At 69.3% G+C, this 14370-nt stretch carries 17 protein-coding genes; 10 read left to right on the top strand and 7 right to left on the bottom strand.

All coding sequences use genetic code 11. The features are described from left to right. Positions 1–3 precede the first annotated feature (3 nt). Both G6N28_RS12025 and G6N28_RS12020 read right to left on the bottom strand, forming a co-directional pair. The gene (locus tag G6N28_RS12025; RefSeq protein ID WP_163900531.1) at positions 4–1359 is read right to left on the bottom strand and encodes a WS/DGAT/MGAT family O-acyltransferase; all 1356 of its coding nucleotides are present in this window, start codon (positions 1357–1359) and stop codon (positions 4–6) included. A gap of 77 nt (positions 1360–1436) precedes the next feature. Next, on the bottom strand, positions 1437–2261 hold the full coding sequence (locus G6N28_RS12020; protein WP_235674551.1) for a LysR family transcriptional regulator: 825 nt from the start codon (positions 2259–2261) through the stop codon (positions 1437–1439). Between G6N28_RS12020 and G6N28_RS27055 the strand changes: the two genes are divergently transcribed. Further along, a complete protein-coding gene (locus G6N28_RS27055) occupies positions 2262–2456 on the top strand; it encodes a hypothetical protein (RefSeq protein WP_235674550.1) in 195 nt (64 codons plus the stop codon). Between the two features lie 108 nt (positions 2457–2564). Here G6N28_RS27055 and G6N28_RS12015 read toward each other — a convergent pair whose 3' ends face one another. Beyond that, a complete protein-coding gene (locus G6N28_RS12015; protein ID WP_163900529.1) occupies positions 2565–3722 on the bottom strand; it encodes an RNA polymerase sigma factor in 1158 nt (385 codons plus the stop codon). Between the two features lie 15 nt (positions 3723–3737). After that, positions 3738–4145 (bottom strand): YciI family protein, encoded by a 408-nt coding sequence (locus G6N28_RS12010; protein ID WP_046751935.1) that lies wholly within the window; start codon positions 4143–4145, stop codon positions 3738–3740. A 206-nt stretch (positions 4146–4351) separates the two neighbouring features. Here G6N28_RS12010 and G6N28_RS12005 point away from each other — a divergent pair, with 206 nt between their 5' ends. From G6N28_RS12005 to G6N28_RS11985, 5 genes are all read left to right on the top strand, one after another. After that, positions 4352–5269 carry an acetoacetate decarboxylase family protein gene (locus G6N28_RS12005; RefSeq protein ID WP_163900527.1) on the top strand — a complete coding sequence of 306 codons (918 nt, stop codon included), beginning with the start codon at positions 4352–4354 and terminating at the stop codon, positions 5267–5269. Further along, positions 5266–6405 (top strand): acyl-CoA dehydrogenase family protein, encoded by a 1140-nt coding sequence (locus G6N28_RS12000; RefSeq protein ID WP_163900525.1) that lies wholly within the window; start codon positions 5266–5268, stop codon positions 6403–6405. The genes G6N28_RS12005 and G6N28_RS12000 overlap by 4 nt, the downstream gene beginning before the upstream one ends. Continuing rightward, complete coding sequence (locus G6N28_RS11995; protein ID WP_163900523.1) at positions 6402–7745, top strand: acyl-CoA dehydrogenase family protein; 1344 nt, start codon at positions 6402–6404, stop codon at positions 7743–7745. The genes G6N28_RS12000 and G6N28_RS11995 overlap by 4 nt, the downstream gene beginning before the upstream one ends. A gap of 75 nt (positions 7746–7820) precedes the next feature. After that, positions 7821–8993, top strand: coding sequence for a site-2 protease family protein (locus G6N28_RS11990; protein ID WP_197745783.1), 1173 nt, complete (start codon positions 7821–7823; stop codon positions 8991–8993). A 53-nt stretch (positions 8994–9046) separates the two neighbouring features. Next, positions 9047–9379 carry a VOC family protein gene (locus tag G6N28_RS11985; RefSeq protein ID WP_276001023.1) on the top strand — a complete coding sequence of 111 codons (333 nt, stop codon included), beginning with the start codon at positions 9047–9049 and terminating at the stop codon, positions 9377–9379. 9 nt (positions 9380–9388) lie between these two features. Here the strand turns inward: G6N28_RS11985 and G6N28_RS11980 are convergent, their stop codons facing one another. Next, the gene (locus tag G6N28_RS11980) at positions 9389–9994 is read right to left on the bottom strand and encodes a class I SAM-dependent methyltransferase (RefSeq protein ID WP_163900519.1); all 606 of its coding nucleotides are present in this window, start codon (positions 9992–9994) and stop codon (positions 9389–9391) included. Positions 9995–10061: 67 nt separating this feature from the next. On the opposite strand from G6N28_RS11980, the gene G6N28_RS11975 reads away from it, so the two are divergent. Beyond that, positions 10062–11156: an NADH:flavin oxidoreductase gene (locus G6N28_RS11975; protein ID WP_163906154.1), complete on the top strand. Its 1095-nt coding sequence runs from the start codon at positions 10062–10064 to the stop codon at positions 11154–11156. On the opposite strand, the gene G6N28_RS11970 is transcribed toward G6N28_RS11975, so the two are convergent. After that, on the bottom strand, positions 11153–11554 hold the full coding sequence (locus G6N28_RS11970; protein WP_163900518.1) for a DUF302 domain-containing protein: 402 nt from the start codon (positions 11552–11554) through the stop codon (positions 11153–11155). The two genes, G6N28_RS11975 and G6N28_RS11970, sit on opposite strands and share 4 nt — an antisense overlap. A gap of 29 nt (positions 11555–11583) precedes the next feature. Beyond that, complete coding sequence (locus G6N28_RS11965; RefSeq protein ID WP_128109483.1) at positions 11584–11853, bottom strand: metal-sensitive transcriptional regulator; 270 nt, start codon at positions 11851–11853, stop codon at positions 11584–11586. A 133-nt stretch (positions 11854–11986) separates the two neighbouring features. On the opposite strand from G6N28_RS11965, the gene G6N28_RS11960 reads away from it, so the two are divergent. From G6N28_RS11960 to G6N28_RS11955, 3 genes are read left to right on the top strand one after another with little or no spacing between them, the layout of a single operon-like run. Continuing rightward, the gene (locus G6N28_RS11960) at positions 11987–13366 is read left to right on the top strand and encodes an MBL fold metallo-hydrolase (protein ID WP_163900515.1); all 1380 of its coding nucleotides are present in this window, start codon (positions 11987–11989) and stop codon (positions 13364–13366) included. 39 nt (positions 13367–13405) lie between these two features. After that, positions 13406–13570, top strand: coding sequence for a DUF8730 family Cys-rich protein (locus G6N28_RS26735; RefSeq protein WP_165604689.1), 165 nt, complete (start codon positions 13406–13408; stop codon positions 13568–13570). An 18-nt stretch (positions 13571–13588) separates the two neighbouring features. Beyond that, on the top strand, positions 13589–14362 hold the full coding sequence (locus G6N28_RS11955; protein ID WP_128109481.1) for a sulfite exporter TauE/SafE family protein: 774 nt from the start codon (positions 13589–13591) through the stop codon (positions 14360–14362). Positions 14363–14370: the final 8 nt, after the last annotated feature.

Here is a 14370-nt window from a genome sequence, read left to right as displayed (position 1 = left end):
CCGTCATGCGCGCACGGCGCGCTCGAGGTCTTTCAACGACGTCTCGAGGTGACCGAGCAGCCGCTGCAGGTGCGGAACGCTGCGCCGGCACCCGACCAGGCCGAAGTCGAGCTGGTCGGCGTTGGTGGCCATCGTGATGTTGAGCGCCTGGCCGTCGAGCGGGATCGACAGCGGATAGTTGCCGTCGAGGCGGGCTCCGTTCCAGTACAACGGTTCCCGCGCGCCGGGCACGTTGGAGATGACGATGTTGAACGGCGGCGGCGCAGTCTGCACGAAGCCCGGCAGCAGCGCGAACGCCAGGCCGCTGATCAGAAACGCCGACACCGCGAGCTGTTGCACGCGCGGCAGCTCCGAGTACACCCTCTTGTTGTCGCGCATCGACGCGGCGATGGCTTCGACGCGGCGCGCCGGGTCCTCGACGTCGGTGGCGAGGTTGCACAGGATCGCGCCGACCAGGTTCCCGCCGCCGTCGGCATCGTTGGCGGTGCGCAGGTTGACCGGGACCATCGCCACCAGCGGGGTAGCGGGAAGCGCGTCCTCCTCGGCCAGATAGGCCCGCAGCGCGCCCGCGCACATCGCGAGCACGACGTCGTTGACGGTCACCCCGGCCGCGGCCTTGACGTTTCTGATGCGCTCCAGCGCCCAGGACTGTGCGGCGACGCGCCGGGCCCCGCCGATGCGGACGTTCAGCATCGTCTTGGGCGCCCGGAACGGCAGCGTGAGCTCCTGCTCGAGCAGTGCCGCCCGCGCCAGCGAGAGCGTGTTGGGGGCAAGGCCCGCAACCGAACTGGCGACCTGGCCCAGCGTGCGCAACAGCGACGGCCCGGAGTCGGCCGGCTTGCGCCTGGGCGGCAGGCTCCACGGTGCGCGCACCTCGCTGTCGGCGGGATCGGTCGACAGCACCCGCTGCATCAGCTTCATCGCCGAGACGCCGTCGATCAACGAGTGGTGGAACTTGGTGTAAACCGCGAACCGGCCGTCGTCGAGCCCCTCGATGAGATGCGCCTCCCACAGCGGACGGTGCCGGTCGAGCAGCGTGCCGTGTAGCCGCGAGGTCAGCTCCAACAGCTCGCGGACCCGGCCCGGCGCAGGCAGCGCGGACCGGCGCAGGTGGTAGTCGAGTTCGACGTTCTTGTCGGAGGACCACATCACGTTGGTCAGCCCGCCCAAGAACGCCGGGTGCTTACGGAACGTCGGCGTCAGGTCGGTCTGGGTCAGCAGGGCGTCGGAGAGCGCGCGCAGAAACTCCGGCCCGCTGCCCTGGGGTGGCTCGAACAACTGCAGGCCGCCGACATGCATTGGGTGCTCGCGGGATTCACCGAGCAGGAACAACGCGTCGGTCGGGAGAATCGGCTGCATGGGGGCCTCCAACGTCGATACTTGCCAGCTTGCCCCTTATCCCCCGCAACGCAAGACGAAAAACTTCTGACGTGTGCTCAGCCGCCGTCGTGCGGGTCGAACAGGCAGTCCAACACCTCGCGCAATGCTGGCGTCCGATCGGCACGCCGCCACGCGGCGCGCAGATCCACATCGAGGTCAGGCACGGCGGTGGTGTCGATCGGGACGAAGACCACGCGCGGGTCGACGGCGTTGCGCGCCACCGAGGCGAAGGTGAGATGGCACCCCACCTCGGCGCTGACCAGCGCCAGCGCGGTCTGGGTGTCCGGCGCGACCTGGACCACGTCGGCCACGAAGCCGCTGGCCTGAGCGAGTAGGCGTAACCGGTCGGGAAGCACCGAGCCCTGGTATGCGGGCAACGACACGAAACCCTCGTCGGCCAGCTGGTGGGCCGAGATCCGGTCCACTCCGGCCAGCGGGTGGGTGTCGGGTAGCGCGATGACCAGCTCGTCGGCCATCACGACCCTCGAGTCGATGTCGGCGGGAATCACATCCCAGCGGCCCAGCGCGATGTCGGTCTCGTTGCGGACGAGCTTCTGCATCGCCGGCTGCGCGAAGTTCTGGCTGGACAACTCGAGGCGGATGCCCGGGCGCCGGGAGCGCACGACGCGTGCCAGCCGGGCGACGTGCGGGTGCGTCGACATGCCGGCGAAGGCGATCCGCACCACCCCGGCCGCTCCGCCACCGGCGTTGCGTACTGCGATCTCGGCACGGCGCACCGCGGCCAGAACCTCCCGCGCCGGCGTCACAAGGGCTTCGCCGCTGGCGGTCAGCCGCACCGTGCGGGTGTTGCGGTCGAACAGGCGGGTGCCCAGCTGATGCTCCAGCTGCCTGATGGTGCGGCTCAGCGGCGGCTGGGCCATGTGCAGCCGATCGGCAGCGCGGCCGTCGAAGCAGTGGCCATCTGCGCGTCGGTGCTGGTCGGTGTCGTCAGCGCGATGGCAGCCGTTGTCGTCATCACAAGGGGGCTGTGCAACCGGATCCGCTCCGCCCAATGGCAGCACGCCTTGGACAGCCTGGTCGACCATGGCGACGGTCAACCGCGCCGGCAGCCGTAGTCGCCGTCGACAGGGTCGAGCCACGCCTCGTAGTGCTCTTCCGTTCTACCTCGTCGCCGACGTGCGCTCGTTCGTCAAGGCTCGGGCGGCACCGTAGCGCTCGGCGCATCACCGGCTCGAAAGACGTTGGCGCAGAGTGGCCGCCCGCAATGTGAGGTGGTTGCGCTCGGCGAGAGTCTGCGCCTGCGAAGCCGCCTCGCTGTAGAGGCGCGCGGCCTCGGCGAGGTCGCCTGCGCGCTCCCGGAGATAGGCGACGGCCGCGGTGTAGCGCGGAAGCGACGCGTCGAGCCCGGCCAGCGCGGCCAGGCCGGCGTGCGGTCCGTCGGCCTCCCCTACGGCGACAGCGCGGTTGAGCCGCACGACCGGGCTATCGGTCAGCTTCACGAGCTCGTCATACCACTCGACAATCTGCACCCAATCGGTCTGATCGGCGGTTTGCGCGTCGGCGTGCAACGCGGCGATCGCGGCCTGCGCCTGATATTCGCCGAGCCGGTCGCGGGCCAGCGCGGCCTGCAGCACGGCCACTCCCTCGGCGATCAGGTCGCGCCGCCACAGGCTGCGGTCCTGTTCGGCCAGGGGCACCAGGCTGCCGTCGGCGCGGGTGCGGGCCGGACGCCTGGCGTGGTGAAGCAGGAAGAGCGCCAACAGGCCGGCGACCTCGGGGTCATCGGCGGCCGCGGCGAGCTGACGGGCCAGCCGGATCGCCTCGGCGGCGAGGTCGACATCGCCGGTGTACCCCTCGTTGAACACCAGGTACAGCACGCGCAGCACGGTGCTCAAATTCCCCGGACGATCGAGCCGTACCTGGCTCACGGTGCGCTTGGCCCGGCTGATCCGCTGCGCCATCGTCGATTCGGGGACGAGACAGGCCTGTGCGATCTGCCTGGTGGTCAGCCCGCCTACGGCACGCAGCGTGAGCGCCACCGCCGACGCCGGGGTCAGGCTCGGGTGCGCACACAGGAAGTACAGCTGCAGGGTGTCGTCGGTGCGGGGCGCGGGCCCGGGCGGCGGATCCGCCGACACCCGGGCCTCGCGGCGACGACGGGCCACATCGGCCCGGCTCAGGTCGACGAACCGGCGCCATGCCGTGATGATCAGCCAGGCCTTGGGATCGTCGGGGCGCTGGTCCGGCCAGGTCTCGATGGCCCGGACCAGCGCCTCCTGCACCGCATCCTCGGCGGTGGCGAAGTCGGCCCCGCGGCGGACGAGCGTCGCCAGCACACCGGGGATCACGTCCCGCAGCTGCGCCTCGTCCGCTGAGTCCATGCCGGCGACCGCCACCTACTCGGTGATCGTCGGCGACGCGCCCAGAAACGGCCGCACCTCGAGCCACTCGTGGATCGGCTTGCCGCCCGCGCCCGGCGCCGCCGACAGCTCACCTGCCAATTCGAGCGCCCGTTGGTAGGAGTCGACGTCGATGATCATCCAGCCCGCGATCAGGTCCTTGGTCTCGGCGAACGGGCCGTCGGTCACCGGTGGCTTCCCTTCGCCGTCGTAGCGCACCCAGGTTCCTTCGGGCGCCAGGGCCTGGCTGTCGACGTATTCGCCGCTGGCCTCCAAACGGGCCGCGAAGTCGTTCATGTACTTCAGATGCGCCTCGACCTCGGCCGGTGTCCACTGATCCATCGGCAGGTCGTTGACGGCGGCGGGCGCACCCCGGTAGTGCTTGAGCAGCAGGTACTTGGCCATGAGGTTCTCCCTTCGCAAGTGGCGACCCTAGTTGGTCGCTCATCTGTGAGACGGAGCCGTCTCGTCGTTTTCGACATGCCCGGCCACCCGAGGTTCTCGTGGGCCTTTCGGCCCTATTTCGACGTCTTTCGGCCCTACGTCGACGCGCTGTGCCGACGTAATTTCGACATATGTCCCAGTTGTTCACGGCTGTGGGAGGTTCGACGATGACAACACGGTTCCGCCGGCGCCAATCGTCGGCTTCGTTTCTCGCCTGGGACGGTCCGAGCGAACGTGGCGTGGACATCGGCGTCACCAGCATCGATCTGCCGATTCGGTATTGGCGCACCGACTGCTTCATGGGGGTGTTCACCGCCGACCAGGACGCGGTTCGCGCGCTTCTGCCGTCTGACCGGTTGCGGCCGGTGCGACTCCCTCGCGGCCGCGCCGCGGTCGCCGTGGTGGCGTACAACTACCTCGAGACCAGCGTAGGCCCCTACGGGGAGATCGGGATCAGCCCGCTGTGCACGATGGACCGTGACGCACCGCCGGTATTGGGTCTGGCGAGCGGCTATCTGCACGGGTTCGGCGGCTTCGTCGCGCACCTGCCGGTGACCTCGGCCATCGCTTGCGAAGCCGGGCGACGTATCTGGGGTTATCCGAAGTTCGTGGCCGACATGGCATTTGAGAGCTTCCCCGAACGTCAATCGGTCACGCTGCGCGAAAGCGGCGAGGAAATCCTGCACCTCGAGGTTCGTCGGTCCGGTCGAGTCGCACTGGAACGCACGCCGCTGACGACCTTCACGGTGAAGGACAACCGGCTGATCCGCACCATCGTGCCCACCCGGGCATACGTGGCGACCGGACTGCGCGGCGGCGAACTGGCGCTGGGCACCCATTCGGTGGCCCGCGGCCTTGCCGATCTCGACCTCGACACCACGCCGCTCGTCACTCGGACCTACCTGACCCACACCGCCATCCTCCCGGCCGGCGAAGACCTGGGCCCGTCCGATCGCCCGTATGCCGGCTATCCGGGTGCCGATCGCGAATTCGGTGAGCACACAGTGCGTTACGACCACGATACGGAACGGTTGATCAGCGCGGCGAGCCCGGATCGGGTGGTGAGCGAAACGGCGAATCGATGACCGCCGTCGACGACACCGACCTCCTGCTGGACACGGTGGAGCGGTTCGGCGCGAAAGCGCGGCAGCGGTTGTTCGCCGAAGAATCGCCCGACGGCGACTTAGCCGCCGTCGAACCACTGTTGGCCGATGCCGCAGCGCTCGGGCTTCTCGCCGACACCGAACCGGACACCGGCCGCTGGGGAGTGTGGGGCCAACACATCGAAACCGACGGTGCCGCAACATCGCTGGACATGCTGCGCCGCCTCGGCCACGTGTGCGCGGGGCTGGCCACCGCGATCCACGCACAGGGCGTGGCGGTGGTGCTGCTCGGCGGCGCCACGCCGCCCTCTGGCATCGCGGGCGATGCCCGGCTGGCCGCGGCGTTCGGCCCGCCCGTCGGGATCGCGCTGGACGCCCGGACGTTCGGTGACGGCCTGATGCTGCGCGATCAAGTGCTCTCCGGCACAGCCCGTTTCGCACTTGTACCCCAGCGGGCCGACGCGCTGGTGCTCGCCGCGCGCACCGGCCCCGCGACCGACGACACCTGGGCCGTCGTCGTCGTGCCCACCGACCTGGGCGGTGTTCGTCTGCTGCCCACCGGCACGCGGATCGGGTTGCGGGCCTGCGGCGTCGCCGACGTGCACGCCGAGCAGGTACGCCTCGACGATGCCCACGTGCGCGCCACGGGCCCAGCAGCCGAACGACAACTACGGCGCGCCGTCGCATGCGACTGGCTCGGTCAGGCGGCGATCGCGCTCGGCGCCGCCGAACACGCCGTCACGGACGCGACCCAGTACGCCCTCACCCGGATACAGGGCGGCGCACCGATCATCGAACACGCCGCGGTCAAACTGCTTCTCGGCAAGGCCGAACACGACACCGCGGTGCTGGCGGACGTGCTGCGCCGCCACGCCGCCACGCCGGTCACCGACCTCGATCCGACCGAACTGCTGCGCTGGGCCGCGGATGCGCGGCTGGCGGCGGGCGAGCACGCGACGCGGGCCGTCACCGACGCGCTGCAGACCCTCGGCGGCTACGGCTACATGGACGAGTACGGCCTTTCGAAGCGGCTGCGCGATCTCACCGCGCTGCGGGCGATGCACGGCGGACCCGACCAGCTGCTGCTCCTGCGCCACAGCCTGGGAGGTGCCCGATGACTTCGACCGAACTGCGGCGCTCGGCAGCACTGCTCAAGCCCGTCGGTCGCGTGCTGATCGACCTTGACGACGTGAGCCTGTGGGAGCGTGAGACCAAGACGCTGCCGCGCCGGCTGGCGCGCCGCCGCCGGGCCTATCGCGACTTCGCCCGCCGGGAACTGACACCGTTGCTCGAACGGGCCGACGCCGACCCGGCCGGATACGACCCGCGCCCGCTGCTCACCGCCGCGGCCAGGGCCGGGTTGCAGTCCGAACAGCTGCCCCCGCCCTGGGGCACGATGCCGTTGGGCGCGTTCCTCGGTGACGGGACGCTGTTCCACGAGGTACTCAAGGCGGAGGAGCTGTCCAGCGTGTGCGCCGGGCTCGGGCTGAGCGTGCTGGCACACGGTCTCGGCCTGGCGCCGCTGCAGCTCAGCGGCGACCTGGCAAGCGTGCGTCGCTGGCTGGTGCCGATCACCCGCGACAACCGCGCCGGCCGAGCCCGGCTGGCCGCCTTCGCCATCACCGAACCCGCGGCCGGGTCCGACGTCGAAGACTCCGCGGGCGCGCCGGCGGCCAGGTTCGGCACCACCGCGCGTCGCGCCGCGGGCGGCTACGTGCTCAACGGGCAGAAGGTGTTCATCACCGGTGGCGCGCACGCGGACCTGGTCACCGTGTTCGCGACGCTGGAACCCGAGGACGGCGGGCACGCCCGGGTGGACCGGGACTGGACCTGCTTCGTCGTGAAACGCGGCACCCCAGGCTTTCGCACCGGCCGCAGCGAACACAAACTCGGCCAGCGCGCCGCGGACGCGACGGAGTTGTTCTTCGACGACGTGTTCGTTCCGACCGAGAACCGCGTCGGCGCCGAGCGGTCGGGCTGGGCGCTGAACCGCAACGTGCTCAACTACTCCCGGCTACCGGTCGCGGCGATCGCGGTCGGCATCGCCCGCGGCGCAACCGAAGCGGCGACCGCCTACTGTCGACAGACCCGGCTCGGGGGCAAACCGCTGCTCTCCTACCAGGAGGTCCAGCTGGCGCTGGCCGACCTGTGGCTGGAAACGATGGCCATGCGGGCCATGGTCTGGCAGGGCGTGCGCCACGTCCCGCCGACGCAGGCGGTGTCGAGCGCGGCCAAGACCTACTGCGGTGACCGGGCGGTCGCCGTCTGTGCGCGCGCCGTGGAGTTGCTGGGCGACGACGGCGCCCATGCCGCCGGCGGCGTCGAGAAGCGATTGCGTGACGCGCGGCTGAACCAGATCTACGAAGGCACCAACCAACTCAACCGGCTCGCGATCGTCGAGGCGCTCTGGGAGGCCGATCTTGTCACCTCGATTCCGGCTGCCGGCCCGCCGGGGTAACGGATACTCGACTGCGATGGGACCTGCGGTTTCTCCATCCCGCCCGCGGATCCCGGGTCAACCACGAAAGGAGCCATGGTGAAGGCAACGGTACGGCTGGGACGGCTAGCCGGTGTGTCCGTCGGGGTGCACTGGAGCGTGTTGGGCATTGTGCTGTTGCTCGTCATCGGCCTGTCGGTACAGTTCCGGGTGCTCGCCGAGGGCTATGCGACCTGGGAGTACGTGCTCGCCGCGGTCGTGACCGCCACGCTGTTCGTGTTGTCGCTGCTGGCGCACGAGTTGGCGCATGCGGTGTGGGCGCGACGCAACGGCGTCGGCGTCGAGGACATCACGCTGTGGCTGCTCGGCGGTGTGGCGCGGCTGCGCGGCGACGCGTTGACGCCGGGCGCGGCGTTCCGTATCGCGGTGGTGGGCCCGCTCACCAGTTTCCTGCTCGCCGCGGTGTTCGGCGTCGCGGCGATGCTCGCCGACGGCGCGGGGCTCAGTTCGCTGACCGTGGCGGTGTTGTCCTACCTGGCGTTGATCAACGTGGTGCTGGGCGTGTTCAACCTCATTCCGGCTGCGCCGCTGGACGGTGGCCGCATCCTGCGGGCGGCGATCTGGGCGTGGCGCGGCGACCAGTTCGAGGCGACGGTCTGGGCCGCCCGCGCGGGACGGCTGTTCGGCTTCGTGATGATCGGCCTGGGTCTGCTTCGGGTCATCTACGGCACGGGCGGATTGTGGTGGATTCTGTTGGGGCTGTTCATCGTGACGATGGCCAGCGCGGAAGAGCACCAGGCCCGCACCACCTCGATGCTGTCCGGGGTGCGGGTCCGCGACGTGATGACCGCCGACCCCGAGACGGTTTCCGGTGACCGCACCGTCGCCGACTTTCTGCGCGACGTGGTGTTGCTGCGCCGCCACTCCGCCTTTCCGTTGGTCGACGGTTTCGGCCGGGTCGAGGGGTTGGTCACCTTCAACCGGTTGCGCGGCGTTCCGGTCCGCGACCACGCTGTGGTTCGGCTGCGCGATGTGGCCTGCCCGCCGCAGGACATCCCGTCGGCCACACCAGATGAACCGCTCAGCGACCTGCTGCCGCGGCTCAGCGGGTGCACCGACGGCCGCGCCCTGGTGTTCGACCACGGACGCCTCGTCGGCATCGTCTCGCCGTCCGACATCAGCCGCGCGGTCGCACTGCACGGCATGGGGGTGTGGGCAGGCAGCGGCGGTTCGGACATCTCGATCGACCTGCGCCACCGACGTCACTGAACAAGTGATATGGAGTACAACGAGGAGGAAATGTGAGCGACCATGACGTCCGGATGATCATCCTGTCGACCGACGATCTCGACGAGTCGATTCGGTTCTACACCGAGACGCTCGGGATGTCGTTGAAGTTCCGCGACGGTGCGCATTTCGCCGCGCTGGACGGCGGCTCCGTCACCCTGGCGCTGGCCACCGCGGTCGACCACCCGATCCCCGGCCAGGTTGTCGTCGGGATCAAGACCGCTGACGTCGACGGCGCCGCGAAGGCGATCGAGGCCAGCGGCGGCGGCATCGTCAAGGGCCCCTACGACGACGCGCACGAACGCCGCGCGGTCGTGTACGACAACAAGGGCAACGGGCTGGTGTTCTACAAACCGCTGGCGCGCTGAGGCTTGCGCCTACGCCCTCCGTAGCAGCGCGACCAGGAAGTCGGAGTCTTCGGTGAACGGCCGCAGATCCCAGGTGGACAACAGCAGGTCGGGCGCCAGCCCGGCCTCGGCCACGTCGGAGAAGAACCGGTCGAACGGGTAGTCGCGGCCCGCGCCGAACCCGATCACCGCGCGGCCGTCTGCGGCCAGGTGGGCGCGCAATCGGCTCAGCACCAGGACCCGGGTGCTCGGTGCCAAGAACGTCATGACGTTGCCCGCCGAGACGATGACGTCGAACGGCTCGGGGATGCCGCGTGCCGGCAGGTCGAGCTCGGCGAGGTCGCCGACAAGGTAGCGCGGGCCCGGATAGTCCTGCTCGGCGGCCTCGATGAGCACCGGGTCGACGTCGACCCCGACCACCTGGTGCCCGGCCGCGGACAGATACCCGCACAACCGGCCGGGCCCGCAGCCGGCGTCGAGGATGCGCGCGCCGCGCGGCGCCATCGCGTCCACCAGCCGCGCTTCGCCGACCAGGTCCTCGCCTGCGCGCGCCATGGACCGGAAACGCTCGATATACCAGTGCGAATGTCCGGGATCGGCCGTGACCTTCTGCATCCAGATGCTCTGCTCGACCATGTCCGCATTGTCCCAGCCGGTGATCTGTGCCCGGAATGCCCGTCGGGGCCGCGGCGTTGAGGCGTGCATGGCCCTCGACGATCTGTTCACACCGCTTGCGGTTCGCTCGATGACAGTTCCCAACCGCTTCGCGATGGCGCCGATGACCCGGCAGGCCTCCCCTGACGGCGTTCCGGGCGCCGACGTGGCCGAGTACTACCGCCGGCGTGCAGCCGGCGGCGTCGGGCTGGTCATCACCGAGGGAATTCGGCTGCCCGACCCCACCGCGGGTTACCCGTCCAGCATTCCGACCCTCGCCGGCGAGAACGTGCTCGACGGCTGGCGACGTGTCGTCGCGGCGGTCCATGCCGAGGGCGCCACCATCGCCGCACAGCTGTGGCATCAGGGCGCCGAACGCGGCGACGCCGACGGCGTGGCGCCGGTCAGCCCGTCGGGGGTGGACGGGCACGGCCGGCCGAAGGGGCGTGCGCTGCGGGCCGACGAACTGAGCCGGTTCGCGCAGCTGTACGCGCGAAGCGCGGCCACCGCGCGCGAGATCGGCTTCGACGCCGTCGAACTGCACGGCGCGCACGGCTATCTGTTGGACCAATTCTTCTGGGAACGGACGAATCTGCGAACCGACGGTTACGGTGGCTCGCTGATCGAGCGGACCCGGTTCCCCGCCGAGGTGGTGGCCGCGGTGCGTCGGGCGGTCGGCCCCGACTATCCGATCATCTTCCGGTTCTCGCAGTGGAAGGGCACCGACTACACCGCCTCCATCGCCGGGGACCCGACGCAGTTACAGCAACTGCTGACACCGCTGGTCGAGGCGGGCGTCGACGTCCTGCACCCCTCGACGCGCAGGCATTACCTGCCCGCGTTTCCCGACCACGACAGCGAACTCAGCCTCGCCGGGTGGACCAAGAAGGCGGCGGGAGTGCCTGTCATCGCGGTCGGCTCGGTCGGGTTGGAGACACAGTTTCGCAGTGAACGGCGCGGGCAGGTCATTCAGCCCGCGCCGGTCGACCGCCTCGTCGAGCAGTTCGACGCCGGGGAGTTCGACATCGTCGCGATCGGACGTGCGCTGCTGGCCGACCCGGCGTGGGTGAATCGCCTGCGCGCCAACGAACTCCACAAGTTCGGCGGGTATGACCCGCAGACGGCGCTGGCGTCGTTGGCCTAGGACTTCGATAGCGCGTCGATCGCCGCCTGCAGCTTGGTGGTGACCTCGTTGGCGACCGGTTTCAGCCCGGACTCGCCGGTGACGTCGACGAGGATCTCGGGGTTCATCGCCTCGACGAGCGTCGTCTCCTGGTCGTCGGGGTCGCTGCGGACCACGACGTTGCACGGCAGCAGCAGCCCGATCTGGCGTTGCACGCCGAGCGCCTGGTGCGCCAGCGGCGGGTTACACGCGCCGAGGATCAGGTAGTTCTCCATGTCCTCGTCGAGTTTGGTCTTCAACGTGGCCTTCACGTCGATCTCGGTGAGCACGCCGAAACCCTGGTCGGCGAGCGCCTCCCGGGTCCGCGTCACCGCTTCATCGAACGGGGCCTTCAAACTGGTGGATAGCGCGATTCCCATGATGACTTCCTTCCCTCGGTCGTTTTGTCTCAGGCCAGTGCGAGGAAGAGCTTCTCGAGTTCCGCCTCGGTCATCGGCTTCTCGTTACCGTTCTGGTCGCCGGTCATACATTCCCGAAGCCCGGTCGCCACGATTTTGAACCCGGCGCGGTCCAATGCCCGCGACACCGCGGCGAGCTGAGTCACCACGTCCTTGCATTCGCGGCCCTGCTCGATCATCGCGATCACCCCCGCGAGCTGGCCTTGAGCCCGACGCAGCCGGTTGAGCACCGCGTCGATGGCTTCCTGGTCACCAACCATGGTCGTCCTTCTTTCTCTCACCGCCCACTATACCGGCGGGGTATTTGTGGATTATATACCCCCTGGGGTATTGTCTTTCATACCCGCCGGGGTATCAGCATCGATGTCCCGACGACTGGGAAGGAGTCCGGGGATGATCCTCGAGCAGTACTACATCGAGTGCCTCTCGCACGCGTCATACTTGATCGGTGACGAGTCGACCGGACGCGCGGTCGTCGTCGATCCGCGCCGCGACATCACCGAGTACCTCGCCGACGCGCGGAAGTTCAACCTCACGATCGAAGGCGTCATCAACACGCATTTCCACGCCGACTTCGTCTCCGGGCACCTGGAGCTGGTCGACGCGACCGGCGCTTGGATCGGCTTCGGCGAGGCCGCCGAGACCGACTACCCGATCCGCAGGCTGGCCGACGGTGAACGCCTCTCGCTCGGCACCGTGGAGCTGGAGATCATGTCCACTCCCGGGCACACCTGGGAGTCGATCAGCGTGCTCGTCCGTGAACGTGCCGACGCCGAGCCTGTAGCCGTGCTGACCGGCGACTCACTGTTCATCGGTGACGTCGGCCGGCCGGATCTGGTCAACATCGGGGAGAGCTCGACGACCGATCTGGCCCGGGCGATGTATCGCACGATCCACGCCAAGCTGCTGACGTTGCCTGATCATGTGAAGGTGCTGCCCGCCCACGGCGCCGGTTCGGCCTGCGGCAAGAACCTGTCCGCCGAGCTCACCTCGACCATCGGCGAACAGCGTTTGACCAACCCCTCGGTGCAGCCGATGAGCGAGGACGCGTTCGTCGAGCTGATCACCGATGGCCAGCCCGCCGCGCCCGCCTACTTCGCGTCCGACGCCGCGATGAACAAGCGGGTGCATCCGCTGCTGCGCCAGGACCGCACGGTCCCGGAGATGACGCCGGCGCAGATCCGGGCGGCACTGGCCGCCGACGTGCGCGTGCTGGACGCCCGCAGCGTCGAGGACTTCGCCGCCGGCCACTTGCGCGGGTCGGTCAACGTCGGGTTCGACGGCCGGTTCGCCGAGACGGGCGGGATGGTGGCCGAGGTCGGTGCGCAGATCGTCCTGATCACCTACCCCGGCGAGGAGCAGCAGGCCGCGCTGCGGCTGGCCCGGATCGGCTCGGACAACACCGTCGGTTACCTCAACGTCGGCCGCGACGGGCACTTCCCCGCCGAACTGGCCGACCTCGTGCAGTCGGCTCCGCGGACGACGGCCGCCGAGCTCGACGACCTGTTGGCGCGGGATGCGGTGACGCTGATCGACATCCGCAACGCCGGTGAGCGGGCAAGCGGCGCCATTCCGGGCTCCGTGCACATCCCGCTCGCGCAGTTGCGTGTCCGGATGGGCGACGTGCCGAATGGCAAGCCGATCGTCGTGCACTGCGCGGGCGGCTGGCGGTCGAGTGTCGCGGCATCCTTGCTGCGCGCCAACGGGTTCCAACAGGTGACCGACCTGCTGGGAGGATACGACGAGTGGGCAACCGCCCGCGCCATGGTCTGAGCGATCGGGCCGAGGAGAACCGAAAAGAAAGGTGTGACAATGTGTTACCCGGTTCGATGTCCGTCCTGCGGTAAGACGACGTGGGAGGGCTGCGGCCAGCACGTGGACGAGGTGATGGCGTCGGTGCCCGCCGCGCAGCAGTGCCGCTGCGAAAAGGTGACCGAGCCGCCGCGGCGCACTCTCGGCAGGTTCTGGCGCCGGTAGACCGAACGACGGCGATCCATGACTGTGGCGATGGGCCTGGGGCTCGGTGCGCTGATCGGCGTGCTGCTGGGCCTGCTCGGCGGCGGCGGCTCGATCCTCGCCGTCCCCGCACTGGTCTACGGGATGAACCTCGGTGTGCAAGAGGCGATTCCGATGTCGTTGGTCGTCGTCGCCACGGCCTCGGCCGTCGGGGCGCTGCCGAAGATCCGCGCGCGACAGATCCGCTGGCGGATGGCCGCCATCTTCGCGGCGGCGGGCATCCCGGGCAGCATCGTCGGCAGCACGCTCAGCAGGCACCTGCCCGATTCGGCGCTGCTGATCGGGTTCGCGGTGGTGATGGTGGTCGCGGGCATCCGCATGCTGGCCGACCAGAGCAACACCGGCACCGCCTGTGAAGTCAGGGAGGGCCGGGTCAACTGGCGCCGCTGCGCACCGCGGTCTCTCGGCGCCGGGCTGGCAGTCGGCTTGCTGACCGGTCTGTTCGGCGTCGGCGGCGGGTTCCTCATCATTCCGGCGCTCGTCGTGGTGCTCGGCGTCGAGATGTCCACGGCGATCGGCACTTCGCTGCTGATCATCGTCGCCAACTCGATAGCCGGGCTCTTCTCGCATCTCAACGGCGTCAGCCTGGACTGGTCGATCACCGCAGCATTCGTCGGCGCCGCCATGCTCGCCTCGCTGGTCGCCGGTTACTTCGGCACCAAAATCGACACCGCACGCCTGCAGCGCTGGTTCGCCTACCTGGTCTTCGCCGTCGCCGCCTATGTGCTCGTCGACACGATCGTCTTACGCTGATCGAAGGA

The organism is Mycolicibacterium pulveris, from assembly GCF_010725725.1.
Taxonomy (GTDB): domain Bacteria; phylum Actinomycetota; class Actinomycetes; order Mycobacteriales; family Mycobacteriaceae; genus Mycobacterium; species Mycobacterium pulveris.
The sequence above is the reverse complement of the archived record's forward strand: the minus strand, read 5'-3'. Positions and strand labels throughout refer to the sequence as shown.